The sequence below is a fragment of the Streptomyces roseirectus genome (genome assembly GCF_014489635.1).
GTDB lineage: Bacteria > Actinomycetota > Actinomycetes > Streptomycetales > Streptomycetaceae > Streptomyces > Streptomyces roseirectus.
The window spans coordinates 203,809-228,337 of sequence record NZ_CP060828.1; the positions used below are offsets into that span (position 1 = coordinate 203,809).

22 protein-coding genes are annotated in these 24,529 nt (G+C 73.3%); 16 read left to right on the forward strand and 6 right to left on the reverse strand.

Annotation, left to right across the window (positions count from 1 at the left end):
• Position 1: 1 nt before the first annotated feature.
• Both IAG44_RS00640 and IAG44_RS00645 read left to right on the forward strand, forming a co-directional pair.
• Positions 2-694 carry an aspartate/glutamate racemase family protein gene (locus IAG44_RS00640; protein ID WP_187745166.1) on the forward strand — a complete coding sequence of 231 codons (693 nt, stop codon included), beginning with the start codon at positions 2-4 and terminating at the stop codon, positions 692-694.
• Positions 691-2,493: a hypothetical protein gene (locus tag IAG44_RS00645; protein ID WP_187745167.1), complete on the forward strand. Its 1,803-nt coding sequence runs from the start codon at positions 691-693 to the stop codon at positions 2,491-2,493. The genes IAG44_RS00640 and IAG44_RS00645 overlap by 4 nt, the downstream gene beginning before the upstream one ends.
• Here the strand turns inward: IAG44_RS00645 and IAG44_RS00650 are convergent.
• Positions 2,414-5,056, reverse strand: coding sequence for a tetratricopeptide repeat protein (locus IAG44_RS00650; protein WP_187745168.1), 2,643 nt, complete (start codon positions 5,054-5,056; stop codon positions 2,414-2,416). The two genes, IAG44_RS00645 and IAG44_RS00650, sit on opposite strands and share 80 nt — an antisense overlap.
• Before the next feature lie 164 nt (positions 5,057-5,220).
• Here IAG44_RS00650 and IAG44_RS00655 point away from each other — a divergent pair, with 164 nt between their 5' ends.
• Positions 5,221-6,018, forward strand: a complete 798-nt coding sequence (locus IAG44_RS00655) for a thymidylate synthase (protein ID WP_187745169.1) — start codon at positions 5,221-5,223, stop codon at positions 6,016-6,018.
• A complete protein-coding gene (locus IAG44_RS00660; RefSeq protein ID WP_281404262.1) occupies positions 6,015-6,506 on the forward strand; it encodes a dihydrofolate reductase in 492 nt (163 codons plus the stop codon). Before IAG44_RS00655 ends, IAG44_RS00660 begins: the two co-directional genes overlap by 4 nt.
• A gap of 10 nt (positions 6,507-6,516) precedes the next feature.
• Here IAG44_RS00660 and IAG44_RS00665 read toward each other — a convergent pair whose 3' ends face one another.
• Complete coding sequence (locus IAG44_RS00665) at positions 6,517-6,864, reverse strand: ArsR/SmtB family transcription factor (RefSeq protein WP_187745170.1); 348 nt, start codon at positions 6,862-6,864, stop codon at positions 6,517-6,519.
• 92 nt (positions 6,865-6,956) lie between these two features.
• Here IAG44_RS00665 and IAG44_RS00670 point away from each other — a divergent pair, with 92 nt between their 5' ends.
• A complete protein-coding gene (locus tag IAG44_RS00670; RefSeq protein ID WP_223006770.1) occupies positions 6,957-7,232 on the forward strand; it encodes an ASCH domain-containing protein in 276 nt (91 codons plus the stop codon).
• Here IAG44_RS00670 and IAG44_RS00675 read toward each other — a convergent pair.
• From IAG44_RS00675 to IAG44_RS00685, 3 genes are all read right to left on the reverse strand, one after another.
• On the reverse strand, positions 7,210-7,578 hold the full coding sequence (locus IAG44_RS00675) for a pyridoxamine 5'-phosphate oxidase family protein (RefSeq protein ID WP_187752430.1): 369 nt from the start codon (positions 7,576-7,578) through the stop codon (positions 7,210-7,212). The genes IAG44_RS00670 and IAG44_RS00675 overlap by 23 nt on opposite strands.
• A 5-nt stretch (positions 7,579-7,583) precedes the next feature.
• Positions 7,584-9,296, reverse strand: coding sequence for a SulP family inorganic anion transporter (locus tag IAG44_RS00680; RefSeq protein ID WP_187745171.1), 1,713 nt, complete (start codon positions 9,294-9,296; stop codon positions 7,584-7,586).
• 100 nt (positions 9,297-9,396) lie between these two features.
• On the reverse strand, positions 9,397-9,744 hold the full coding sequence (locus tag IAG44_RS00685) for a zinc ribbon domain-containing protein YjdM (RefSeq protein ID WP_281404263.1): 348 nt from the start codon (positions 9,742-9,744) through the stop codon (positions 9,397-9,399).
• A 211-nt stretch (positions 9,745-9,955) separates the two neighbouring features.
• On the opposite strand from IAG44_RS00685, the gene IAG44_RS00690 reads away from it, so the two are divergent.
• Positions 9,956-12,085, forward strand: a complete 2,130-nt coding sequence (locus IAG44_RS00690) for an eCIS core domain-containing protein (protein WP_187745172.1) — start codon at positions 9,956-9,958, stop codon at positions 12,083-12,085.
• A gap of 16 nt (positions 12,086-12,101) precedes the next feature.
• On the opposite strand, the gene IAG44_RS00695 is transcribed toward IAG44_RS00690, so the two are convergent.
• Positions 12,102-13,115, reverse strand: a complete 1,014-nt coding sequence (locus IAG44_RS00695; protein ID WP_187745173.1) for a LacI family DNA-binding transcriptional regulator — start codon at positions 13,113-13,115, stop codon at positions 12,102-12,104.
• Between the two features lie 353 nt (positions 13,116-13,468).
• On the opposite strand from IAG44_RS00695, the gene IAG44_RS00700 reads away from it, so the two are divergent.
• The 10 genes from IAG44_RS00700 to asnB all read left to right on the forward strand — a co-directional run bounded on the left by IAG44_RS00700 (position 13,469) and on the right by asnB (position 24,521).
• Positions 13,469-14,434, forward strand: a complete 966-nt coding sequence (locus IAG44_RS00700) for a glycoside hydrolase family 6 protein (protein WP_187745174.1) — start codon at positions 13,469-13,471, stop codon at positions 14,432-14,434.
• A 103-nt stretch (positions 14,435-14,537) separates the two neighbouring features.
• Positions 14,538-14,783, forward strand: coding sequence for a hypothetical protein (locus tag IAG44_RS00705; RefSeq protein ID WP_187745175.1), 246 nt, complete (start codon positions 14,538-14,540; stop codon positions 14,781-14,783).
• Complete coding sequence (locus IAG44_RS00710) at positions 14,780-14,965, forward strand: hypothetical protein (protein ID WP_187753135.1); 186 nt, start codon at positions 14,780-14,782, stop codon at positions 14,963-14,965. Before IAG44_RS00705 ends, IAG44_RS00710 begins: the two co-directional genes overlap by 4 nt.
• A gap of 1 nt (position 14,966) precedes the next feature.
• Positions 14,967-15,200 carry a hypothetical protein gene (locus tag IAG44_RS00715; protein ID WP_187745176.1) on the forward strand — a complete coding sequence of 78 codons (234 nt, stop codon included), beginning with the start codon at positions 14,967-14,969 and terminating at the stop codon, positions 15,198-15,200.
• Positions 15,201-15,701: 501 nt separating this feature from the next.
• Positions 15,702-17,180 carry a sugar transferase gene (locus tag IAG44_RS00720; RefSeq protein WP_187745177.1) on the forward strand — a complete coding sequence of 493 codons (1,479 nt, stop codon included), beginning with the start codon at positions 15,702-15,704 and terminating at the stop codon, positions 17,178-17,180.
• Between the two features lie 28 nt (positions 17,181-17,208).
• On the forward strand, positions 17,209-18,516 hold the full coding sequence (locus IAG44_RS00725) for a nucleotide sugar dehydrogenase (protein WP_187745178.1): 1,308 nt from the start codon (positions 17,209-17,211) through the stop codon (positions 18,514-18,516).
• Positions 18,497-19,744: a glycosyltransferase family 4 protein gene (locus tag IAG44_RS00730; RefSeq protein WP_187745179.1), complete on the forward strand. Its 1,248-nt coding sequence runs from the start codon at positions 18,497-18,499 to the stop codon at positions 19,742-19,744. Before IAG44_RS00725 ends, IAG44_RS00730 begins: the two co-directional genes overlap by 20 nt.
• Positions 19,741-21,075: a Wzz/FepE/Etk N-terminal domain-containing protein gene (locus IAG44_RS00735; RefSeq protein ID WP_187745180.1), complete on the forward strand. Its 1,335-nt coding sequence runs from the start codon at positions 19,741-19,743 to the stop codon at positions 21,073-21,075. Before IAG44_RS00730 ends, IAG44_RS00735 begins: the two co-directional genes overlap by 4 nt.
• Positions 21,072-22,604: a Wzz/FepE/Etk N-terminal domain-containing protein gene (locus tag IAG44_RS00740; protein ID WP_187745181.1), complete on the forward strand. Its 1,533-nt coding sequence runs from the start codon at positions 21,072-21,074 to the stop codon at positions 22,602-22,604. The genes IAG44_RS00735 and IAG44_RS00740 overlap by 4 nt, the downstream gene beginning before the upstream one ends.
• A 3-nt stretch (positions 22,605-22,607) precedes the next feature.
• Positions 22,608-24,521 (forward strand): asparagine synthase (glutamine-hydrolyzing), encoded by a 1,914-nt coding sequence (asnB, locus tag IAG44_RS00745; protein WP_187745182.1) that lies wholly within the window; start codon positions 22,608-22,610, stop codon positions 24,519-24,521.
• Positions 24,522-24,529: the final 8 nt, after the last annotated feature.

Genomic DNA, 24,529 nt, shown 5'->3' on the forward strand with positions numbered 1-24,529 from the left:
AATGAAGGTCATCGGTCTCCTCGGCGGTATGAGCTGGGAGTCGACGGCGTACTACTACCAGGAGCTCAACCGGGGAGTCCGGGAGCGTCTGGGAGGTCTGCGCTCCGCGCCCTGTGTGGTGCACTCCGTGGACTTCGCCGAGATCGAGCGGATGCAGGCGGACGGCGACTGGGTCGAGGCGGGGAAGTATCTCGCCCAGCGCGCCCACCAGTTGGAGCTGGCGGGCGCGGACTGCGTGCTGATCTGCACGAACACCATGCACCGCGTCTACGACGCCGTCCAGGAGGGGCTGGGCATCCCGGTCCTGCACCTCGCGGACGGCACCGCCGACGCGTTGCTGCGCGCGGGTGTCGGGCGGGTCGCGCTGCTGGGGACCCGTTACACGATGGAGCAGGACTTCTACCGGGACCGGCTCACGGCCCGCGGGCTCGACGTCCTGGTCCCCGAGCCGGAGGAGCGCGCCGGCGTCCACAAGATCATCTACGAGGAGCTGTGCCTCGGGCAGGTCCTGGACTCCTCGCGGGAGACGTACGTCCGCATCATCGAGGCGCTGGCCGCGCGTGGCGCCCAGGCCGTGATCTTCGGCTGCACGGAGATCGGGCTGCTGCTCGACGAGGAGACCAGCCCGCTGCCCGTCTTCGACACCACCCTCATCCACGTGCGATCGGCGCTGGACTGGGCACTGGCACCGTGACCGCGCGGGCGCACACGCACCCGCTCGACCGGCTGGACGCGGTCCTCGCGTCCCGCCGGGGGCTGCGGCTGCGCCTGGTGTGCCCCTCGCAGGAGTTCGGCGCGCGGGAGATGTCGTTCGGCGTGGGCCGCTGGCTGTCGTCCTCGCGCGGCCTGTGGGAGTCGCTGTATGTGGCCCGTGAGCCCGGCCTCGCCCTGGTCATGCTCCAGGCCCCGGCCGTCGGCGCCGGGGTCGAGGAGCATCTGCTGGGGCTCGTGCCCGCCACCCCGGCGACCGCCGCCGACCGCCGCGCGCGCCACGCCCTGGTCGAGATCGACGACGACGGCGGACGCCACCTCGCCGAGAAGGTCCTCGCCGATCCCCGCCTGGTCGAGCGGCTGGCCCGGACCGTCGCGCTCGCGCGGCGCCACGGGCACACCGTGGAGGGGCTGGCGTGCTTCGCGTCCAGCCCCCGCACGGCCGCCCTCGCGCACGCCCTCGGCACCGGCCTCCTCGAAGCGGACGTCCACCTGCTCGCCTGGGGTCACAAGTCGGGCGGCCGGCAACTGTTCCGGGCGGCCGGCGTCCCCCATCTCCCGGGCTCCTACACCCCCGACCGCGACCTGCCGTCCCTCGCCGCCCGCCTGTGCGCCCTGGTCCGTGTCCACGGTCCCGGTCAGTGGGTCGTCAAACTCGACCACGGCTTCGGCTCCGGGCACGGCAACGCGTACGTGACCGTCGACGGCGACCGCGCCGACGCAGTCGAGCACGCACTGCGCACCTCGCTGCGGCCGTCGGGTGCGGGGATGCGGCGGGCGGAGTTCCTGGCCCGGGTGGGCGAGTGCGGGGCGATCGTGGAACGGCACGCGGGGGACGTACGGTGCAGCCCGAGCGCGCTGGCGCACCTCGCGCCGTCCGGGCCGCCCCGCGTCGAACTCCTCGGCGCGCACGACCAGCTCGTGGGCCCCGCCGGTGACTTCCTCGGCTGCCGCCATCCCGCGCGTGCCGCGTACCGCGACGCCGTCGAGGGCGCTTCCCTCAAGGTGTTCACCGCGCTCGCTGAGCTGGGGGTCCACGGCCACGCCGGCGTCGACTTCCTGGCCACCCGCGACGCCCTGTACGCCGTCGAGGTCAACCTCCGTCAGACGGGCAGCACGCATCCGAACCGCACGGTGCGCGCCGTCCTGCCCCTCGCCCCCGCGCCGCCCGGCCGGCTGGTGACCCGCGACGGACGCCCGGTGCACTTCCGCGCCACCGACAGCGTGCTGTCCCCGGCGAGCAAGGGCACCTCCCCCGCGTCCCTGATCGCCGCGCTGAACGCCTCCCCGGCGCTCCGCCTGGATCCTGGAGCGGGCCGAGGTGTCGTCCCGCACCTGTGGCCGGCCCTGGAACGGCACGGGAAGCTCGGCGCCACCGCGATCGGCCGGTCGGCGGAGGAGTGCGACGAATTGCTGCGCGAGTTCGCCGAACTCCTGGACCGCATCGGGGAGCCCGGCGACCGGCCGCCCCGCACCGGCACCGTCCCTCTCAGCGGCGCCGCCCTCCGCACCGGCGCAGCCCCTCTCAGCCATGCCGCCCCCCGCGTCGGCGACGCCCCCTTCAGCGACGCCGACCCACTCACCGGCACCGCCCCCCACACCGCCGCCCCCGTCAGCGACGCCATCCCCCTCAGCGGTGCCGCCCCACTCGCCGGCGCCGTCCCGCTCACCGGCACCGCCCCCCACACCGCCACCACCCCGCTCAGCGGCGCCGCCCCCCGCGCCGCAGCGTCTCCCGTGCCCGCAGTGTCCGGGGATGATCCGCGCCCAGTATCGCCGTGAACCCGTCGAGGACGGCCCGCAGTTCGGACTCCGCCTCGGTGACCAGGCCCAGGGAGTGCAGGGCGGCCGCGTGGTTGGAGCGGGCGGACAGGGTGGACGGGTGCAGGGGGCCCCGGCGCCGCGCGAACCCCTCCAGCGCCGCCCGCAGTTCGGGTTCGGCCTCGGCGTAGCGGCCGAGCGCGTGCAGGACGACGCCCAGGTTGCCCCGGCTGGTCAGCGTCGAGGAGTGCTCGGGCCCCAGCACCCGCCCGAACCCCTCCAGGACGACCCGCTGCTCGGCCTCCGCCTGCGCCGTCTTGTCCTGCGAGAGCAGCAGCGCGGCGAGGTAGTTGCGGCTGGTCAGCGTCGAGGGGTGGTCGGGCCCGAGGAGGCGGGTGAACGCTTCGAGGACGGCCCGGTGCTCCTTCTCCGCCTCGGGCGCCCGCCCGAGCGCCTGGAGCACGACGGCGAGGTTGCACCGGCTGGTGAGCGTCGAGGGGTGGTCGGGCCCGAGCACGCGCGCGAAGTGGTCGACGACGGCCCGGTGTTCGCGCTCCGCCTCGGCGACCTTCCCCCGCGCGTGCAGCACGACGGCGAGGTTCTCCCGGCTGGTGAGCGTCGACGGGTGGTCGGGGCCCAGCACGCGCGCGTACCCCTCGTACACGGCGCGGTGCATCCGCTCGGCCTCGCCGAGGCGTTCGACGGCGTGCAGCACCAGCGTCGGGCTGCCCCGGCTGGTCAGGGCGTCGGGGTGGTCGGGGTCGAAGACGCGGGTGCTGGTGTCGAGGACGGTGTGCTGTTCGGCCTCGGCGTCCTCCAGGCGGCCCAGCGACTTGAGGACGGCGGCGGTGTTGGGCGTCGCGTCCGCCGCGTCGAGCAGCCGCTCGTAGGCCGCGAGGACGGCGCAGTGCTCGGCCTCCGCCTCGGCGGCCTGTCCGAGGTCGTGCAGCACGAAGGCGTGGTTGTTGCGGTTGGTGAGCGTGGCGGGGTGGCTCTCGCCGAGGTCGCGCATGCGGACGTCGCTGACGATCCGGTGCTGTGCCTCGGCCTCCTCCAGGCGGTCGAGGTCGCGCAGGGCGAGGGCGAGGTTGTTGCGGCTGACCAGGGTCGCGGGGTCGTCGGGTCCCAGGACGCGGACGCGGGCCTCCAGGACGGCCCGGTGTTCGGCCTCGGCCTCCCGCAGGCGGCCCAGCACGCGCAGCACGGCGGCGTGGTGGCCCCGGCTGGTCAGGGTGTCGGGGTCGTCGTCCCCCAGCGAGGCGATCCGGGTGTCGCGCACCCGCTCGTAGGCGTCCAGCGCGATGGCGTACCGGCCGTGCGCGCGGGCGATGGTCCCGATCCGCATGGTGTCGGCGGCGTCCGCGAACCCGAGGACGGTGGTGAGGACCGTGTCGGAGACCGGCGAGGCCGTCTCGTCGACGAGGTAGTCGTACACGTCGACCGTGTCCGCGTCCACCGGGGTGAGCAGGGCCGTGGTGGTCCGGACGTCCGTCGCCCACTCCCACGCCTGCGCCAGGGCCTCGCCCGGGTAGGGGGTGCCGCCGCGCCGGGGCAGGTGGTGGACGGCCAGTTCCTCCAGGACGGCGCGCGGCAGCGGGGCGGTGACGCCGGCGCGGCGGCAGTCCACGGCGGCCGACACGAGGGCGGCGCCGCGGACGTGTTCCCCGCCGTCGCGGGCGGCGTGCCAGCGGTGCAGGAGTTCGGGGCCGGCCGACAGGTACTCGGCGATGCCGAAGCGGTCGGCGTGGTCGAGGGCCGCCTCGATGCGGGGGTCCCAGGTGCGGGTGGCGGCGCGGTCGCGTTCCGCCGGGGAGAACATCCTCGGCAGGTCGATGCGGTGGGCGAGCGCGAGCGCGTCCAGGACCTCGCGGTTGAGGGGGCGCGAGCCGTTGTCCGTGCGCAGGTAGGTGTCGAGTTCGCCGGCGCGGATCGTGGCCAGGACGACGCGGTGCTGTCCCTTCGTGTCGAGGAACCGGGTGAGCATGTTCCGTGACAGTCCGCCCTCGCCGAGGAACCGCTCCAGGTCGTCCAGCCACAGTGCGGCGCGCGGGCTGCCGGCCGTCTGCTCGATCGCGTACGGGAGCGCCGTGCGGGTCTGCGGGGCGATCAGGGTGTGCTGCGGCAGCGTCGCGGTGAGCCCTTCGTACGCGGCCCGGGACTTGCCGGCCGTCGAGTCGCCGACGATGAGGACGAACGCGCCCGAGGCCGCGAGGTGTTCGCGCAGTTCGTCGTCGATGTCCCTGGGCACGTACGGGGGCTGGCTCGTCGTCGTGCGGCTGGTGCCGCGGCGCGCGGCGTGCACGCCGAGGCGGGTCAGTTCCGCCACGTCCCGGACGGCGGGGAGTTCGCCGCCCATGGTCAGGCAGCCGTCGCGCACGAACGCGGCGTTCTCGCGGTCCTGCTGGAACCTGTGGAGCAGGCCGTCCTTCCAGAACCCGGCGAAGACCGCCGCGATCGCCGCCAGCCCCACCGCGCTCGCGGCGATCGCCGGTGACCTCAGCCGCGCCGCCGCGAGGATCCCCGGCAGCACCACCACGACGGCCGCGCCGGTGGCCAGCAGCACGGGTCCGAGCTGTTTCGCCATGGCCCCCCGCACCGGAACACGCACGCCGACGTCGACACGAACGACTAAAACAGCGCCCGACTTCCCTGGCTAGGGCATTGCGTGACATCGGTAAAAAATCACGCGTATCGGCGTGATGGGGGCGAGGCAGGTGGCGGGTGGGGCGGACAGTAGACTTCACGGTTGTGGCGAACACCCAGTACGAAGACCTGTTGCGGCTAGTGCTCACCTCCGGGACGCCGAAGGCGGACCGGACCGGTACGGGCACCCGGAGTGTCTTCGGGCACCAATTGCGCTACGACCTGGCGGAGGGGTTTCCGCTGGTCACCACGAAGAAGGTGCACCTGAAGTCGGTGGTCTACGAGCTGCTGTGGTTCCTGCGCGGCGACTCGAACGTCTCGTGGCTGAAGGACAACGGCGTCACCATCTGGGACGAGTGGGCCGACGAGAACGGTGACCTCGGCCCGGTGTACGGCGTCCAGTGGCGCTCGTGGCCGACGCCGGACGGCCGGCACGTCGACCAGATCACCGACGTCCTCGCCACCCTGCGCGACGACCCCGACTCCCGCCGGATGGTCGTCTCCGCCTGGAACGTCGCCGAGCTGGACAAGATGGCGCTCGCGCCGTGCCACGCGTTCTTCCAGTTCTACGTCGCCGACGGCAGGCTCTCCTGCCAGCTGTACCAGCGCAGCGCGGACCTGTTCCTCGGTGTCCCCTTCAACATCGCGAGCTACGCGCTGCTGACGCACATGGTGGCGCAGCAGGTCGGTCTGGAGCCGGGTGACTTCATCTGGACCGGCGGGGACTGCCACATCTACGACAACCACGTCGAGCAGGTGACGCGGCAGCTCGCCCGCGACCCGTTCGAGTTCCCCCGGCTCGAACTGCGCAAGGCCGACTCGCTGTTCGACTACACGTACGACGACGTCGAGGTGGTCGGCTACCGCCACCACCCCGGGATCAAGGCGCCGGTGGCGGTGTGAACGTCGGCATGATCTGGGCGCAGACCCCGGACGGTGTGATCGGCGCGGGCGACACGATCCCGTGGCGGCTGCCCGAGGACCTGGCGCACTTCAAGGCGACCACGCTCGGGCACCCGGTGGTGATGGGCCGCAGGACGTGGGACTCGCTGCCGCCCCGGTTCCGTCCGCTGCCCGGCCGCCGCAACATCGTGGTGACCCGCGACGCCGCCTGGTCCGCCCCGGGCGCGGAGCGCGCCCTCTCCGTGCCCGAGGCCCTGGCGCTCGCGGCGCCCTCACCGGACGCGACGGTGTGGGTGGCCGGCGGCGGCGAGATCTACCGCGCGGCCATGGAACACGCGACGGCCCTGTCGGTCACCGAGGTCGACACGGACGTCGAGGGCGACACGTACGCCCCGGTGCCGGACGCGTCCTGGAAGGTCACCGAGGACCGGGGCTGGCAGGTGTCGACGACGGGGCTGCGGTACCGGATCCGCATGTACGCCCGCTGAACCCGCGCCGTCAGCCCTTGCGGGCGGCGCCCTCCCCCGCTCTGAGGTCGGCGAGGAGTTCCGCCTGTCCGGCGAGGACGCCGGACAGGATCGTGCGGGCGACTCGGAGGAGTTCGGCGACGTACGGGCTGGTCAGCGAGTAGTGGACGGTGGACCCCTCTTTGCGGGTCACGACGAGGTTCGCGCGGCGCAGCACCGCCAGTTGCTGGGAGAGGTGGGCCGGTTCGATGCCGACCTCGGGAAGCATCTCGGCGACGGAGTGCTCACGCTCGCTGAGGAGTTCGAGGACCCGGATCCGGGCGGGGTGCCCGAGGGTTTTGAAGAACTCGGCCTTCAGCTGGTACAGCGGCGTACTCACCGGCCCGCCACCTCTCGTTCGTCGAACTCCATGGTAACAACCTCGGTAGTTGATGAATCCGGCAAGTGCCGGTACCGGAAAGGGGATCCGTGATGGTGTGGCCGAGGGTCGGCGGTCTGCGGTCGATGGAGCTGGACACCCCGGGCGAGCTGCGGACCCGGCTGAACGCGCTCGCCCTGTCCGGTGCCAAGACCGCCACGACGGGGCTGTTCGACGACTACGCCCGTGAGGGCGAGGGCGACACGTCCCTGGCCGGCTGGCGCGCGAACCACCGCCGGTACTGGGCGGACGCGGGCACCGGGGCCGGCGACGACACGCTCGTCGTCTGTCTGGCGTTCCGGCTGCTCACGCCAGCCGGAACCCCGTGACGGTCTGCGGGCGCAGCCGTACGAGGGTGTCGTGGGGGCCGTGCGTCCAGCCCGCCAGCGTGCGGCGGTAGTGGGCCACCTCGTCGGCCTGCGTGACCGTCTCCACGGGCCCTGCGACGGTGACGCTCCAGCCGGTGCCGGTCGCCGCGCGCACCTCGTCCGCGTGGTAGGTCGCCGTGGCGGGCACGGCGCTCGCCTGGACGGGGGTGCGGACGACGAGGCGGCCGGACTCCCACGCGTGCCGGGCCGGGCGGACGACGGTGACATCGCGCACGGTGTAGACGAGGCGGCCGGTGGGGGCGCCCTGGAGGAGCCAGAGGGCTTCGGGGCCGGAGATCTCGGTCATCTGGGTCATCGGGCGGGTTCCTCGCGCGGGTCGCTGTCGGGGGCGGGTCCTGCGGGCAGGACGCCGGTGTGTTCGAGGTGGGCGCGGGCGGCGCGGATCGCCTCGGGCGTGGTGGCGTGGTCGCGGGCCCGCTCCAGGGCGCCGACGGACTGGAGCACCTGGCGCTGGCCGGGGCGGATCCCGGAGGCGAGGACGAGGATGCCGCGCCGGTCGAGCTTGTCGACGGCGTCCTTGAGGACGAGCGCGCCGGTGGCGTCCATGGTCGTCACGCGGGACATGCGCAGGATGACGACGCGGACGTCGGCGACCTCGGTCAGCTCCAGCAGGAAGCGGTGGGCGGCGGCGAAGAACAGGGGGCCGTCGAGGCGGTAGGCGACGATGTGCTCGGCCAGCAGCGCGTGTTCCTCGGCGGAGTGGTCGCCCCGGTCGAGGGGGACCTGGTCGAGGCGGGCCTGCCTGGCGACGGCGCGCAGCGCGAGGGCGCCGGCCACGGCCAGGCCGATGATCACCGCGTACACGAGGTCGAGGGCGAGGGTCGCTGCGGCGGTCAGGACGAGTATCAGGGCGTCGGAGCGAGTGGCTTCGGCCATCGCCTTCAGCGAGCCGACCTCGACCATGCGGATCGCGGTCGCGAGCAGGACGCCGGCCAGGGCTGCAAGGGGGATCCTGGAGACGAGCGGGGCGGCGGCGAACACGATCGCCGCGAGGATCACGGCGTGGGTGAGGGCGGCGAGGCGGGATCCGGCGCCGGTGCGGACGTTGACGGCGGTGCGGGCGATGGCGCCCGTCGCGGGGACGCCGCCGAACAGGGGCGCGGCGATGTTGGCGAGGCCCTGGCCGAACAGCTCCCGGTCCGGGTCGTGCCGCTGGCCGACCGTCATGCCGTCGGCGACGGACGCCGACAGCAGCGACTCCAGTGCGGCGAGGGCGGCGACCGCGACGGCGGGGGCGAGCAGGGAGCCCAGCGCGCCGGGGTCCAGGAAGGCCAGTGAGGGCGCGGGGAGGCCGGCGGGCAGGTCGCCGATCGGGCGCGCCGCGTCCAGGTGGGCGAGTTGCGCGACGGCCGTGGCGCCGGCCACCGCGACGAGGGAGAACGGGATGCCGGGCCGCCATCGCGCGCCGACGAGCATCACGGCGGCGACGGATGCCGCGAAGGCGAGCGCCGTCCAGTTCGGGTGGCGGGCGAACTCCCCGGCCGCCCGCCACGCGACGACCAGGACCCGGTCGCCGTCGGGTTTCGCCACGCCGAGGGCGTTCGGGAGCTGCTGGAGGCCGATCACGCAGGCGATGCCGAGGGTGAAGCCCTCGACGACGGGGGCGGGCACGTACGCCATGTACCGGCCCGCCCTCAGGACCGCGAGCGCCACCAGCAGGAAGCCCGCGAGCAGTCCGACCGTCAGGACGCCCGCCGGGCCGTGTTCGGCGACGATCGGCACGAGGACGACGGTCATCGCGCCGGTCGGGCCCGAGACCTGGAGGTTCGAGCCCCCGAAGACGGCGGCGAGCGCGCCCGCGACGACGGCGGTCGCCAGCCCCGCCTCGGCCCCCAGCCCCGACGACACCCCGAACCCCAGCGCCAGCGGCAGCGCCACGACCGCCACGGTCAGGCCCGCGAGCAGGTCCCTCCGGGGGTTACGGCGCATCTCCCGCAGGTCCTCGCGGGTGGGCAGCAGGGTGCTGAACCTGGCGCTCATCCGTCTCCCCCGTCCACTCCCCATTGACTGATTCGACAACGAAGCATCTAACTAATTGCGAAATTATGCAATTCGTCAACGGACGGGTGCGCGGAGGAGTGCCAGGAGGCGGGGTGGGCGGGGGTCAGGCCTTCTTGACCACGCTCGACTTCAGCTGCATCGCCCCGAAGCCGTCGATCCGGCAGTCGATGTCGTGCCCGTCCACGCCGTCCACCAGCCGGATCCCCCTCACCTTGGTCCCCGCCTTGATGCCCGACGGGCTCCCCTTCACCTTCAGCGCCTTCACCACGACGACGTCGTCACCGTCCCGCAGCACGTTGCCGACCGCGTCCCGCACCACCTGCTCGGCCACCGCCTCACCCCCTTCGTCGGCCGCCCACTCGTGCCCGCACTCCGGGCAGACCACCAAGGCGTTCATCGCGTACGTGTACTCACAGGCACACTTCGGACAGGGAGGAAGGTTCTCGATCATGCGCCGAGCTTATCGGCCGTGGGCTGCCGAAGAGGCAGACGGACTGCCCCCGTCGGGCAGAGTTCCGACAGGGCGGGTGTCCGTATGGTGCAACACCACTGATGAGGCGCGCGCCGCGAGGCCGGGCGCTCTCCAGGTCCGCCGGCCGGCGTTTCCGGTCGCGATGCCGGTGGTTCTACGGTCGATCTCATCGATTCGGTAAGGGGCATCGATGAGGGCTCACGACAGGAAGCGTTCGGAGGCCGCCGACGACCGGGAAAGGACTGTCCGCGCGGCCGCGCCCGGCGGATTGCCGGGGTTGCAGGCGAGCGTCGGCAACCAGGCGGTGCTGAGGATGATGCGCCGCGAGCGGGAGGCCGGGGACGGCTCGCCCACGCCTGACCGCTCCGACGTGGAGGCCGGTCTGCGCGAGCCGGGCCGCCCGCTGGACCGGGCCACGCGGGTCCGCAAGGAGGAGCAGTTCCAGGCCGACCTGTCCGGTGTCCGGCTGCACACCGGCCCGTCCGCACAGCAGGCCGCGGCCGCCGTCCAGGCACGGGCGTTCACGGTGGACCAGGACATCGTGATCGGTGAAGGGGGCGGCGATTCCCAGACGCTGGACCACGAGCTGACGCACACGGTCCGCAACCGGCAGCGGGCCGCGGTCGGGCATCCGACGGGCGGCGGGTTCAGCATGACGCGCCCGGACGACAGCGAGGAGCGGGAAGCGGAGTCGAACGCCTCGCGGATGCGCGCGGGCGGCACCAGCACGGTTCTGGGCGAGGGAGCCGGCCGGCGGGGTCACGCGGACGCCGGGTCCGCGCAGTCGGCGGTGCAGCGCGCGGGGCCGGCCGACACCGCCGAGGAGGCCGGTCCGGCGGAAGAGGCCGCCCCGGAGGGCAAGGAGATCATCGCCGGGCTCAGTCAGTCGATCGAGCAGAACACCGTCCAGACGAAGTCCAAGCGGAACGTTCTCGCACCCGGCACGTGGTGGCCCGAGCAGTGGATGGTCCGGGGTCCCGCGCGGCTGCGGAAGACCCTGGACCGGCGGGTGATGCGGGGTGAGGCGTTCGGCGACCAGGACCTGGCGGACATCAGGCAGCTCTCCTCGGTCAACCAGAAGTGGCTGGAGGACGTGGGGATCGGAACGTACGAAGAGGCCGAGAAATACATCGAGGGGCCGTTCAAGGACTGGTTGAAACTGGCCGCCGGCAAACGCATCCTCACCGCGACCCTGGCCGTCCGCATGAACCACCCGGCCCTGCGGGAGCCGGAAGTCCTCACGCCGATCGACCCGGCCTACACGCTCGGCCGGTTCATGCTCACCCAGGCGCCCGGCACCGCGTCGGAGGAACGGCAGGTCCTGGAGCAGGAACGCGACCAGCAGATCCGGGACACCGCCATCGACACCCTGTATCCGCAGGGCATGGCCGACGCGCGCCGGCACGAGGGTGCCGTACCGGCCAAGGGCACCGCGTTGGGCGAGGGCGGGGAGACGGCCCCGGACTACGCGGAGAAGGACCGCCAGGGCCGTGAGCTGCTCACCAGGATCCTTCTCGTGCTGCGTCACGGGCTCAAGCTCTACAACCCGGCGGAGGGTGCGCACGAAGCCGACTACGAGCAGGACGTCATCCGGGCGCTGGCCCACGGAGGCCGCGTCAACGTCCGTATTCCCGCCCTGGGTTCGAAGGACGAGGCGGCCTACCGGCTGCCGCATTTCCTGGGTGTGACCAAGGACGACACCAAGGGGGAGCTCGTGGAGGGTGTGGGGAAACGGAAGTACGCCACCCACCGCACCTCCATCGGCGCCAACAAGGGCGGCACACCGGGCACGTTCAAGGAGAAGGGCGGCCTCATGGCGGCCGTCACGAACAAGCTCACCACCGGCGCCGCCAGCCCCGAGCTGTGGGGTCAGGACATCTCCGGCGGCGGACTCGGCTCCAAGGACTGGAACGGCGACATGGTCCTTCCGAACGGCTCGTACGGCCATGTCCTGCTGGTCTACCACCGCCCGACCACGGAGAAGGACGGCTCCCTCCAGATCGGCATCGAGACCATCGCGCCGGAGACGGACAGCCCGGTCGGCTACGAGCACAACTACCGCTCCACCGAAGCCACCGCCAACCCCGAGTCGGTCCTGCACGGCCACAAGCCGGACAAGGTCGGCTCCGGCGGCCTCGGCACGAACGAACGCCTCGTCGACCTGCGGGCGATGGGCGCCGCCCACGGCAGCGGCGACTGGCGGACCTACCTCGACGAGATCCAGCGCGACTGGGAGAGCAGACTCGCCGGGACCGCCGAGGTCTCCCCGCAACGCCGGGCCCTGTACGAGGAGTTGGTCGGCCCCCGCCCCAGACCGTGACACCGGCGGCTCTCTCTCAGGTGCTCGCCCGCACCACCAGCCGCGTCGGCAGGATCAGCGGCGTCGGATCCTGACCGTCGACGAGCGCCGCGAGCATCCGCGCCGCTTCCCGGCCCAGTGCCTCTATCGGCTGGTGGACGGTCGTGAGGGGCGGGTCGGTGATGCGGGCGACGGCGAGGTCGTCGAAGCCGACGACGGCGACGTCGGACGGGACCCGCCGGCCGGCCTCCCGCAGGGTGCGCAGCGCGCCGGCGCCCATGTTGTCGTTGCCGGCGAAGACACCGTCGAGACGGGGGTGCTCGGCGAGGAGCGCGGCCATGGCGGCGGCCCCGCTGACCTCGGTGAAGTCGCCTTCCACGGGCGGCAGCGGGGTCAGCCCGGCGGCGAGCATCGCGTCGCGGTATCCCCGGTGGCGGGCGCGGCCGGCCTCGGTGTCGAGGCGTCCGCAGATCACGGCGACGCGGGTGCGGCCGAGGCCGATCAGGTGCTCGGTGGCCTCGCGGGCGCCGCCGACGTTGTCGACGTCCACGTACCAGCGGGGCGCCGGGCCGACCGGGCGGCCGCCGAAGACGACGGGCACCTCGCTCTCCTCGGCCAGCCGGAGCAGCGGGTCGTCCTCGCGCAGTGCCGTGAGGATGACGCCGTCGACGCCTTTGGACCGCAGGAGTTCGGCGACCCTTTTGCGGCCCCGGTCGGAGGCGGCCAGGCACAGCATGAGGTGCAGCTCGGCCTCGTCGAGGGCGTCGGACGCCCCGACGATCACCTGGGCGAAGAAGGGGTCCGCGAAGATCGACGGGTCCTCGCCGGCGACGACCAGGGCGGCCGCTCCGGTCTGGCGGGTGGCGAGGGCGCGGGCGGTGGGGTGGGGGACGTAGCCGAGCTGCCGGACGGCCCGTTCGACGGCCTCGCGTTTGGCGCGGCTGACGTGGGGCGCGTCGTTGAGGGCGCGGGAGGCCACGGAGCGGGAGACCCCGGCGAGTTCCGCCACGGCGTCGAGCGTGGGCCGGCGGCGGGGGGCTGCTGCTGCCAAGGTCCGGGCACCTCTCTGTCGTCCGGTCGAAGGGCGTCCGGCTGGAAGCGCTTCCAGTTCCAGGACTGTAGAGCCTTCCACCGGCCCTGGGAAGAGTGGGGCGTGCGGGGACTCTTGACAGCTTCAACCACTCGCCACACCATACCGATCACGCCCCGAAGGGCCCTGGCGCTCCTGGTACCGCTTCCACTGGGAGCGCTCCCACAGGGTCTGGAGAGGTGTCGTCCCCGCCGCAGGACCGCCGGAGAGCCGCCGGCACCAGGGGACGTGTACCGCTGCACCCCCTCCGCGCGTCGCGGGCTCCGGACGAGGGCCCGCGGCGCGTCCCCCACCCGGAAACCGAGGTACCTTCCATGCGCCGCCGACTCCGCGCCCTGACGACAGCGCTGCTCGCCCTGCCGCTGGCGCTCACGCTCGCGCCCTCCGCTCACGCGGCCGACCCGACCACGATGACCAGCGGGTTCTACGTGGATCCCGACTCCAGCGCGAAGAGGTGGGTGGCCGCGAACCCGAACGACGGCCGCGCCGCCGCGATCAACTCCTCGCTCGCGAACACCCCGGCCGCCCGTTGGTTCGGCGCGTGGAGCGGCGCCATCGGGTCCGTGGCCGGTGCGTACGCGGGGGCCGCCGACCGTGCGGACAAGCTGCCGATCATGGTCGCCTACAACGTCTACAACCGTGACTACTGCGGCGGGCACTCGGCGGGCGGGGCCTCGTCGCCGTCCGCGTACGCCACCTGGATCTCGCAGTTCGCGGGCGGGATCGGGAACCGGCCGGCCGTCGTCATCCTGGAGCCGGACTCCCTCGGGGACTACGGCTGCATGACGCAGGCGCAGATCACCGAGCGGCAGAACATGCTCTCCGGCGCGATCTCCACGCTCGGCCGGCAGGCACCCAACGCCTGGGTCTACATGGACGCGGGCAACCCGGGCTGGGTGGACGCGGGGACCATGGCCCAGCGCCTGCACAACGCGGGGCTGCGGCAGGCCCACGGTTTCTCGCTCAACATCTCCAACTACTTCACCACGGCCGAGAACACCAACTTCGGCAACGCCGTCAACCGTGAGCTGAGCGCCCGGTACGGCTACACGAAGCCGTTCGTCGTGGACACCAGCCGCAACGGCAACGGTTCCAACGGCCAGTGGTGCAACCCGGCGGGCCGCAAGATCGGCACCCCCACCCAGACCGGCGGCGGCGCCGAGATGCTGCTGTGGATCAAGACGCCCGGTGAGTCCGACGGCAACTGCGGCGTCGGAGCGGGTTCGTCGGCCGGGCAGTTCCTGCCTGAGGTCGCCTACAAGATGATCTACGGCTACTGACCGGTGCGGGGTGGGCCCGCCGTAACCCACCCCGCACCTCCATCTGCCGACCCAGCCCGGCACCCACGCCCTTCGCCCCACCGGAAACGGCGGGGCGAAGGGCGTGCCCGTGCCGGAGGCGGTGGACGCGGTGGGCGGCGACGCCTACCGGCGGGCCGTGGAGGACGCGGTGCGGGGCATCCGCGGCGGCAGGCCGGAGAAGGTGACCCTCTCGCGGACGCTGCCGCTGCCCGCCGACGTCGACATCGTCGCCACGTACGTGCACGTTCCTGCTGCGCCACCAGAGGCTGGAGGCGGCCGGATCACCGCGCGGCCGCTCGCCGGGAGCCGGTGGTCGCCGAGTACATGACCGTCAAGCAGCGGGGCCCGGTGCAGTACCTCGGCTCCACGGTCCGCGCCCTGTTCCCGGCCGTCACCGCCTCCGGCATCCCCAAGGACGCCGCCTGCTCGTACATCCGCACGGCTTCCCCGGTGCCTGTTCCGGGGTGGGTCAGCAGGGTGTCCGCAGGGCCTTTCGGCCGAGGGTGGTGAGGTGGGCGCGTTCGGTCGGGGAGAGGGCGGACATGCGCTGCGGGCACGCGGCGGACGAAGCCGCGGCGGTCGTGCCCGGGTTCTCGCCGTCGCCGCTGATGATGGACGCGGCGACCAACGAATTACCGCCGCCTCGGCGAGAGCGCCGAGCAGTTCCGGCGCCGGCACGGGCCACTTCCTGGCCGAGGAGGCGCCGGGGCCGCTGACCGAGGCGCTGCTGGAATTCCTGGTCTGATCCAGCCGAAACCACGGGTGTCGAAGCGGCCGAAACCACCGCTCCACCACCCGCTTTCGCCTTACCGGGCCCCTTCGGCCCACGTCTGCACGGCAGGCCGGAAAGCTCGGTTCGACCCCAGAAGTCGAACACCAATTACTCACATCCCCTGCACATGCCGCCCTCGCATGGTCTAGATTGACCGTGCTTCAGCGGTTCGGGCACATGGCGACCGCTATAGAACTGATCGAACGATTGATCTCCACACGTTCGGCGTCGCGGCACACGCGGCGGTCACACCCCCGGTGGGGGACGCCGGGGCAGCAACTCTTGGGACCCGTGAGGGGTTCCGGGTGCGGGGAGCGCCCGGGGTCCGGCGGGTTCCCGCGCACCTTCGAGCACTTCTCACTCGGCCGTTCAGGCATGCGCGGGAGGGGACAGTACGGAAGGCGGGGGCCTTCCGAGGGGGAGCGAACAGTGTGAGGCGAACTCGTCGTACCACTGGGAACCTGGGGGGGTTCTGTGCGGCAAGGAGGATTAGTCAGCCCTACTCCGTCAGCGCGCAGGCGACTGGCGAACGGGCCGGCCGAACAGTCCGTCGTCGGCTGGGAGCAGCGGTACCGACGTACCGTCATCACCAGCGACACCGTGGCCACCGCTGTCGTCGTGACGGGCATCGGGAACTTCTTCGGTGCCCGCGACGCGGCCAACTGGCATGAGAAATGGGGGATTCTGGCGTTCGGCACCGAGCTTCTGGTGCTGGGGGCGCTGGCGGGGAGCCGGTCATGGGCGCCCGCCGTGCTCGGTCAGGGCGCCGAGGAGTTCCGGCGGCTGGGGCGTTCGCTGTTCGCGGCGACCGTGCTGCTGGCGCTCGGCGGGATCGCGCTGACCTCGCGCAACATCAAACTGTGGATCTTCGTGGCGATCCCGGCGATCGCGCTCACCACGATGACCGCGCGCTATCTGCTGCGGCTGCGGCTGCACCGGCGGCGCAAGGAGGGCCGGTGCCTGAGACCGGTACTGGCCGCCGGGAGCCTGGCCACCGTCCGGGATCTGATCACCCGTACCCGTAAGTTCCCGCACCTGGGATGGCGGGTGGACGCGGTGTGCACGACGGACGGTCCGGGGCTCGACGGCGACCATCTGGACGGGGTGCCGGTCGTGGGCCGGCTCTCCGACGTCGCGGGCCATGTGCACCGCGACGGCTACCGGGTCGTCGCGGTCACCCCGGATCCGCACTGGTCGCCGGACCGGCTCCAGCGGCTGGCGTGGAACCTGGAGGGCAGCGACGCCGAGATGGTCGTGGCGCCGGTGCTGATGGAGGTCGCGGGACCGCGGCTGCACGTCGACGCGGTGCTCGGGATCCCGCTGCTGCGGGTCAGCATGCCGGCGTTCACCGGGGGCCGCCGGGTCGTCAAGGGCGTCGTCGACCGGCTCGGCGCGGCGCTGCTGCTGGTGCTGCTCGCGCCGCTGATGGCGCTGGTCGGGCTGCTCGTGCTGGTGGACAGTTCCGGCGGGGTCTTCTACCGGCAGCGCCGGGTCGGCAAGGACGGCCGTGAGTTCACCATGCTCAAGTTCCGCACCATGGTCGCCGGGGCGGACCGGGCGAAGGCCGCGCTCGCGGACCGCAACGAGGGCGCGGGCCCGATGTTCAAGATGCGCCGCGACCCCCGGGTGACCCGGGTGGGGCGGCTGCTGCGGCGCTACTCGCTGGACGAGCTGCCGCAGTTGTTCAACGTGCTCACCGGGTCGATGTCGCTGGTCGGGCCCCGGCCCCCGCTGCCGGAGGAGTCCGCCGCCTACGGCCCGGACATCCGGCGGCGGCTGCTGGTCAAGCCCGGTCTGACGGGCCTGTGGCAGATCAGCGGGCGCAGCGATCTGTCGTGGGAGGAAGCGGTCCGGCTGGACCTGCGGTACGTGGAGGACTGGTCGCTCGCCCTGGACACCGTGATCTTGTGGAAGACGCTGCGCGCGGTGCTGTACGGGCAGGGGGCCTACTGATGCTCGCAACACCTGGGGGGAACAGGTCATGAGAGTCAGCGTTTTCGGGCTGGGCTACGTGGGCTGCGTGTCGGCCGCGTGCCTGGCGGGGATGGGACACGAGGTCGTCGGCGTCGACGTCAGCCAGGTGAAGGTGGACCTGGTGAACGCGGGACGGGCGCCGGTGGTCGAGGAGCGGATCGGGGAGCTGGTCGCCGAGGGGGTGCGCGGCGGGCGGCTGCGCGCCACGCGGGACGTCCGCGAGGCGATCGCCGCCAGCGAGGTGTCGCTGGTCTGCGTGGGGACTCCCTCGGAGCCCAACGGCAGCCTGTGCACGACGTATCTGGAGCGGGTGACCGAGCAGATCGGGGCCGCGCTCGCCGAGCGGGGCGGGCGGCACACCGTGGTGTTCCGCTCGACGATGCTGCCCGGCACCTGTCTGAACCTGCTGGTGCCGCTGCTGGAGAAGCACGTGTCCGGGGTCGACGTGGGCGTCGCGGTCAACCCGGAGTTCCTGCGCGAGGGCACCAGCGTGCGGGACTTCTTCGACCCGCCGAAGACGGTCATCGGGGAGCTCGACGCGGCGAGCGGCGACGTGGTGGCGAAGCTGTACGAGGGTCTGCCCGGCGACGTGTTCCGGGTGCCGGTGCCGACGGCGGAGGCCATCAAGTACGCGGACAACGCCTTCCACGGCCTGAAGATCGGGTTCGCGAACGAGTTCGGCGCGGTCTGCCGGGCCCTCGGCGTCGACTCGCACCAGGTGATGGACGTGTTCCTCGCCGACCGCAAGCTCAACATCAGCCCCGCCTACTTACGTCCCGGGTTCGCCTTCGGCGGGTCCTGCCTGCCCAAGGACCTGCGCAGCCTGGTCCACGCGGCGCACCGGGCCGACGTCTCCGTGCCGATCCTCGCGCACGTCCTGCCGTCCAACGCCGACCACCTCCAGCGGGCGGTGGAGCTGGTGGAGCGCACCGGGAAGCGCCGGGTGGGGCTGTTCGGGCTGTCGTTCAAGCCGGGCACCGACGACCTGCGCGAGAGCCCGCTCGTGGAGCTGGCGGAGAAACTGTTCGGCAAGGGGTACGACCTCAGGATCCACGACGCGAACGTGAGCCTGTCGCGGCTGCTGGGCGCGAACCGCGAGTACATCGAGACGCGGCTGCCGCACCTGGCGCAGCTCCTCGCGGACTCCGTCGAGGAAGTCCTCGACCACGCCGAGGTGGTGCTGGTCGGCACCCGTGACCCGGCCGTCCTCGCGGCGCTGCCGCACGGGGAGAGCCCGGTGCTCGTCGATCTCGTCCGCCTTCCCGACGCCGAGTCGCGCCGGGCCGAACCGGGGTATGTGGGCCTTGCCTGGTGACCTGAGCGGCGGCGGACGGCGCGCGCTGATCCTCGTGGAGAACCTGTCGGTGCCGTTCGACCGGCGGGTGTGGCAGGAGTGCACGACCCTGCGCGACGCGGGCTGGGAGGTCCACGTCATCTGCCCGATGGGCGGCAAGCGGGACACGGAGGCCGAGGCCGAGATCGACGGGGTGCGCATCCACCGCTACCCGCTGGACGCGGCGACCGGAGGCCCGGCCGGGTACCTGCGCGAGTACGGGACGGCGCTGTGGCACACCTACCGCCTCGCCCGCGAGGTGGGGCCGGTGCACGTCGTGCACGCCTGCAACCCGCCCGACCTGTTGTTCTTGCCCGCGCTGTGGCTGAAGCGGCGCGGGGCGCGGTTCGTGTTCGACCAGCACGACCTGGTGCCCGAGCTGTACCTGTCGCGCTTCGACCGGGGCAAGGACGCGCTGTACCGGGCGGTGTGCGCGCTGGAGCGGCTGACGTACCGGTACGCGGACGTGGTCCTCGCGACGAACGAGAGCTACCGGGACGTCGCGGTGCGCCGGGGCGGGCTGCGGCGCGAGGACGTGTTCGTGGTGCGCAGCGCGCCCGACACCGGGCGTTTCCACCCCGTGCCGGCGGAGCCGGAGCTGAAGCGCGGCAAGCCCCATCTGCTGTGCTACCTCGGTGTGATGGGCCCGCAGGACGGGGTCGACTACGCGCTGCGGGCGCTGGCGAGGCTGCGGGAGGAGTGCGGGCGCGACGACTGGCACGCGGTGTTCGTCGGCGGCGGCGACACGTTCGACGCGATGGTGGAGCTGTCGCGGCGGCTCGGGCTCGCGGACCGGGTGGAGTTCACCGGGCGGATCCCGGACGCCGACCTGGCGCGGTACCTGTCCACGGCGGACGTGTGCCTCTCCCCCGACCCGCGCAACCCGCTCAACGACGTGTCGACCATGAACAAGGTCCTGGAGTACATGGTCATGGGCCGGCCGATCGTCTCCTTCGACCTGAAGGAGGCGCGGGTCTCCGCCGGTGAGGCGGCCGTGTACGCGCCCGCGAACGACGAGCTGGAGTTCGCGCGGCTGATCGTGCGGCTGCTGGACGACCCCGGTGAGCGCGAGCGGATGGGCAAGGCCGGGCAGGAGCGGATCGGCGGGCCGCTGGCCTGGCGCAACTCGCAGGAGGCGCTGCTCGCCGCGTACGCCGCCGCCTGCGCGAAGAGCGGCCGACGGCGCACAGGGAAGAGGCCGCGCCATTGAGCGACGACACGATCCGCCTGGTCACGATCGGGCGGCTGATCCGCCGGCGCCGGCGGCTGCTGATGCTCCTGACCGTGCTGGGCGCGCTCGTGGGCTACGGAGTCTCGGTGCTGTTCCCGCCGCGCTACACGGCGTCGGCGCAGGTCCTGCTGCCGGGGGTGTGGCAGGAGCGCGAGCTGCTGACGCAGACGCAGCTCGCGACGAGTTCGGTGGTCACCGACCGGGTGGCCGCCGCGCTGCACTGGCCCGGGGTGAGCGGCGCCGACCTGGAGGACCGGGTGAGCGCGACGGCCGCCGAGGGGAACATCGTCAAGGTCTCGGGGACGGCCGAGACGCCCCGGCGGGCGCAGCAGCTCGCCGACCAGACGGCCCGGCAGTTCGTGTCGTTCGCCGGGCGGATCGCGGGCGACGGCGGTGACCCGGGGGCGGCGGCGGGGCCCGAGGAGCTGCGGCAGCTGGTGATCCAGACGGGGCGGCGGATCAACGAGCTGGCGGACGCGGCCGGTTCGGGGCGGTCCGTGGAGAGCGTGCAGACCCGTACGGAACTCGCCAAGCTGCGTACCACGCTCCAGGAGGCGGTCACCAAGCTGAACGAGGCCGATCCGGCCGCCGGCAAGGCGTCCATGGTCGTGATGGGTCCGGCTCCCCGCCCCGCGGGTGAGGCGCCCCCGACGCGGGTCCAGTTGGCCGGCGGCGGTGCGCTGCTGTTCTTCGTGGGCTCGGTGGTCGGTCATCTCACGGCCGCCCGTCTGAGCCGGCGTCCGCGCTCCGAGCCGGAGATCGCGGCGGCCCTCGGGTCGGTGCTGCTCGGCGGTGTGGACGTGCCCGGCGACGGGCGCGGGCCGCGCGCGGCGGCCGGGGACCGGCGGGAGCGGCTGCGCCGGCTGGTGGGCGCGGACGTCCGCTGGGATCTGCCCGCGCCGCGTGCCGCCGGGGACGAGGAGAGTCTGCTGATCCGCTACCGGCGGGTGTGCGCGCGGCTGCGGGAGCACCGGCAGGTGCTGCTCGTGGTCCCCGGCGGCGACTCGATCGCCCGGCGGGCCGCGGACACCCTGGCTGCCGAGGCGGGGACGCGTCCGGTGCTGCGTGTGGTCGAGGCGGAGGTCGACCACCCGCTCGTGCCCGACCGTGCCGAGGAGTCCGGCGCCGTGGTCCTGCTCAGCGCGGGCCGCTGGAGTGCCGGGGAGCTGACCGGGCTCGCGGAGGCGTGCGCGGACGCGGGGCACGAGATCGTCGGTGTCGTCCTCGCCGGCCCGGTCCGCACCCGTGCGGGGCGCCGTGCCGAGCGGGTCCCGGAGGCGGCCGTGCCGGTGGCGGGAGGTGCCCGGTGACGACGGACACCGCCTCGGATCTGCCGCCCGCGCCCCTGCTGGACCTCCAGTCGCTGGTGGTGGCCGTGCGCCGGCGCCGGCGCCTGTGGAGTGCGGCGGCGCTGCTCGGGCTGCTGGTCGGCGCGGCGATCGCGGTGCTGCTGCCGCCGCCCCCGAGCGCCGTCACGAAGATCCTCGTGGCCCACCAGCAGGACCAGCCCAACGACCCCGGCACCCTGATCCGCACCGATGTCGCGCTGCTGCACACCACGCGCATCGCGGACACCGCCCTGAAGACCCTCAGGTCCCGGGAGGAGCCCGAGGAGTTCATGAAGGCGTACGGCGGCGTCGGCCTCACCAACAACTTGCTCCAGATCGACGTGACCGGTGTCACCGAGGCGCAGGCCGTGGCCCGCGCGAAGGCGATCGCGGACGCGTTCGTCGCCGACCACGTCCGGCGCATCCGCGAGGCCGCCGACGCGGAGGCCAAGGGGCTCCTGGAGCAGCGTGACCGCATCCAGGCCGAGCTGGCCCGGGTCGACCGACAGATCGGCGGCAGCCAGGAGAGCGGTCCCGACGCGTCGGCGGACCTGGAGTCGCTGTACGCCCGCCGGGCCGAACTCACCTCCCGGGCCGCCGACTTCGGGCGCCGGGCGGCGGAGGCTCGGGTGGGCACACCCCAGCTCGTCGCCGGCACGCAGATCGTGGACGCCCCGCGCGCGGTGGCCCACTCCCTGCCCCGCGCGGCCGTGACGAACGCCGTGCTCGGGCTCGTCCTCGGGCTGGTCCTCGGCGTCGCGGTGGCCGCCGTCGCCTCGGTGGTGGCGGACCGGCCGGTGCTGCGCCGGGAGATCGCCGCGCACCTCGGGGCGTCGGTGACGGCGGAGCTGCCGCGCCGGGCGCCGAGGCTGTGGGGGCGGCGGCGCACCCGGGCGGCGCGGGCGCGGCTGATCGTGTCCCTGACGCGCACCGCGCGCGGCCCCGGGGAGGCCCTGTCGCTGCTGGAGCTGGGGTGCGCGCGCACGACGGCGCGGCTGGCCCTGGACCTCGCCGGGGCGCTCGGCGAGGAGGGCCCGGTGACCGTCGTCGACGGGCTGCCCGGCGCGCACCTCGCCCGGCTGGCGCCGAAGGCGGGCGGCCCGGTGGTGGTCGACAGTGCCGAGGCGGCCCCGCTGTCGCCGGGCGGCCCGCTCGACGGCGCCGAGGCGGGCGTGCCCGAGCGGCGGCTCGGGGTGGGGTCGGTGGCGCCGGGCACGGCGTGGACGGACCTGCGGCGGCTCGGGGCGCGGACGGTGCTCGTGGTGCGGGCGGGGCACGGCAGCGCGGCGTGGCTGCACACCGTGGCCCGGCAGCTCGTGGAGCAGGACGTCGCGGTGGCCGGCGTGGTGCTCGTCGACCCCGATCCGCGCGACCGCACCGACGGCACCTTGTGGGACGGCCCGCCGGGTCCGCCCCGCAGCCGCGGCGGGCGGCTCGTACGGCCCAACGGAACCCGGCGGCTGCCCAGGTGGGCGGCCAGGGTCCCGGACAGCGACCAGGAGGCTCGGTAGGACATGTGTGGTATCGCGGGCACGTACCGATGGCCGGACGGAAAGGCCGTCACCGACCGCCTCACCGGCATCCTCGCCCACCGGGGCCCCGACGGGTCGGGCCGCTACAGCCATCCCGTCGGCGACGGCGAGGTGCATCTCGGGCACCGCAGGCTGGCGATCATCGACCTGTCGGAGACCGGCGCCCAGCCGATGGCGTCGGACGGCCTCGTCCTGACGTACAACGGCGAGCTGTACAACGCCCCCGAGCTGCGGGCCGAATTGTCGGCCGCCGGGGTGCGGTTCAAGGGCACCTCCGACACCGAGGTGCTGCTGGAGGCGTGGCGGCGCTGGGGGACGGGGTGTCTGTCCCGGCTGCGCGGCATGTTCGCGTTCGGGGTGTTCGACGAGCGCACCGGGGAACTGGTGCTCGCCCGCGACCAGCTCGGCGTCAAGCCGCTGTTTTTGCTGCGGCGCGGTGAGGGCCTGGTGTTCGCGTCCGAGCTGAAGGCGCTGGCGGCCGTGGCCGGGACGTCCCTGGACGTGGATCCGGGGGCGCTGGTGGCGTCGCTGCTGTACTACTGGGTGCCGGACTCGCGGTGCGCGTACCGGGAGGCGGAGAAGCTGCCGCCGGGGAGCTGGCTGCGGGTGCGGCCCGACGGGCGGGTGGAGCGCGGCCGGTTCTGGAACCTGCGGGACGTCGCCGCCGAGGCGCGGGAGGCTCCGGCGCCGGATCTCGCCGCCGTCGTCGAGGAGTCGACCCGGCTGCACCTGCTGTCGGACGTGCCGGTGGCGACGTTCCTGTCCGGCGGGCTCGACTCCAGCTACCTGACCGCGCTCGCGGCCCGGGAGCGGCCCGGGATCTCCGCCTACACCATCGGGTTCCGCCCGGAAGACGCCAAGTTCGAGGCGATGCCGGACGACCTGCGCCACGCCCGGATCGTCGCCGAGCGGTTCGGGGTGGACCTGCACGAGATCGAGATCGCCCCGGACGTCCTGGACCTGCTGCCGAGAATGACGTACCACCTGGACGAGCCGATCGGTGACCCGGCCGCGATCAACACGTTCCTGATCTGCCAGGCCGCCCGGGAGGCCGGGGTGAAGGTGATGCTGTCGGGGATGGGCGCCGACGAGCTGTTCGCCGGGTACCGCAAGCACCTCGCGAACCTGCTGGCGCTGCGCTACCAGCGGGTGCCGCGCCCGCTGCGGCGGGGCCTGTCGGCGGCGGTGGACCGGCTGCCGGTCGCCACCGGCCGGCGGGGCCTTCGGTCGGTGCGGTTCGCGAAGCGGTTCCTGTCCTTCGCGGACCTGCCGGAGGAGACCGCGTTCCGCCGCAGCTACACCATGTACGACCGGGCGCAGCTCCTGGACCTGGTCGCCCCGGACCTGGCGGGGACCGTCGAGGACGTCCTCACCGAACACGCCGACGTCTACCGGGACAACGACCTCGACGACTTCGTCAACCGCATGTGCCTCGGTGACGCGCGCATGTTCCTGCCGGGCCTCAACCTCGCGTACACGGACCGCTCCAGCATGGCCGCCTCGACGGAGGTGCGGGTGCCGTACGTGGATGTCGAGGTGGTGCGGGCGGCGTTCGCGGTGCCCGGGGACCGCAAGATCGTCGGCCGGCAGGGCAAGGCCGTCCTGAAGGAGGCCGCCTGCTCGGTGCTGCCCCGGGAGATCGTGTACCGGCCCAAGGGGCTGTTCAGCGCCCCGCTGCGGGCCTGGATGAGCCGGGATCTGGCGCCGCTGGTGCGCGAGGTGATCAACGACGGGGAGCTGGTGCGCTCCGGGTTCCTGCGGCGGGACGCGCTGGCGCGGCTGGCCGCCGAGGACGCGGCCGGGCAGCAGGACTTCTCCAAGCAGCTGTGGCACGTGCTGACCCTCGAGTACTGGTACCGGGACGCGACCGGCCGGCGCTCCTCCCTGACCGCATAGAGACAGGA

Excerpts from the sequence above, each read along its gene's own strand:
- asnB (WP_187745182.1), top strand. The coding sequence starts at position 22,608 with ATGTGTGGTATCGCGGGCACGTACCGATGGCCGGACGGAAAGGCCGTC.
- IAG44_RS00730 (WP_187745179.1), top strand. The coding sequence starts at position 18,497 with ATGTGGGCCTTGCCTGGTGACCTGAGCGGCGGCGGACGGCGCGCGCTG.
- IAG44_RS00650 (WP_187745168.1), bottom strand. The coding sequence starts at position 5,056 with ATGGCGAAACAGCTCGGACCCGTGCTGCTGGCCACCGGCGCGGCCGTC.
- IAG44_RS00680 (WP_187745171.1), bottom strand. The coding sequence starts at position 9,296 with ATGGGGAGTGGACGGGGGAGACGGATGAGCGCCAGGTTCAGCACCCTG.
- IAG44_RS00640 (WP_187745166.1), top strand. The coding sequence starts at position 2 with ATGAAGGTCATCGGTCTCCTCGGCGGTATGAGCTGGGAGTCGACGGCG.
- IAG44_RS00675 (WP_187752430.1), bottom strand. The coding sequence starts at position 7,578 with ATGACCGAGATCTCCGGCCCCGAAGCCCTCTGGCTCCTCCAGGGCGCC.
- IAG44_RS00670 (WP_223006770.1), top strand. The coding sequence starts at position 6,957 with ATGGTGTGGCCGAGGGTCGGCGGTCTGCGGTCGATGGAGCTGGACACC.
- IAG44_RS00685 (WP_281404263.1), bottom strand. The coding sequence starts at position 9,744 with ATGATCGAGAACCTTCCTCCCTGTCCGAAGTGTGCCTGTGAGTACACG.
- IAG44_RS00710 (WP_187753135.1), top strand. The coding sequence starts at position 14,780 with ATGACCGTCAAGCAGCGGGGCCCGGTGCAGTACCTCGGCTCCACGGTC.
- IAG44_RS00700 (WP_187745174.1), top strand. The coding sequence starts at position 13,469 with ATGCGCCGCCGACTCCGCGCCCTGACGACAGCGCTGCTCGCCCTGCCG.
- IAG44_RS00725 (WP_187745178.1), top strand. The coding sequence starts at position 17,209 with ATGAGAGTCAGCGTTTTCGGGCTGGGCTACGTGGGCTGCGTGTCGGCC.
- IAG44_RS00690 (WP_187745172.1), top strand. The coding sequence starts at position 9,956 with ATGAGGGCTCACGACAGGAAGCGTTCGGAGGCCGCCGACGACCGGGAA.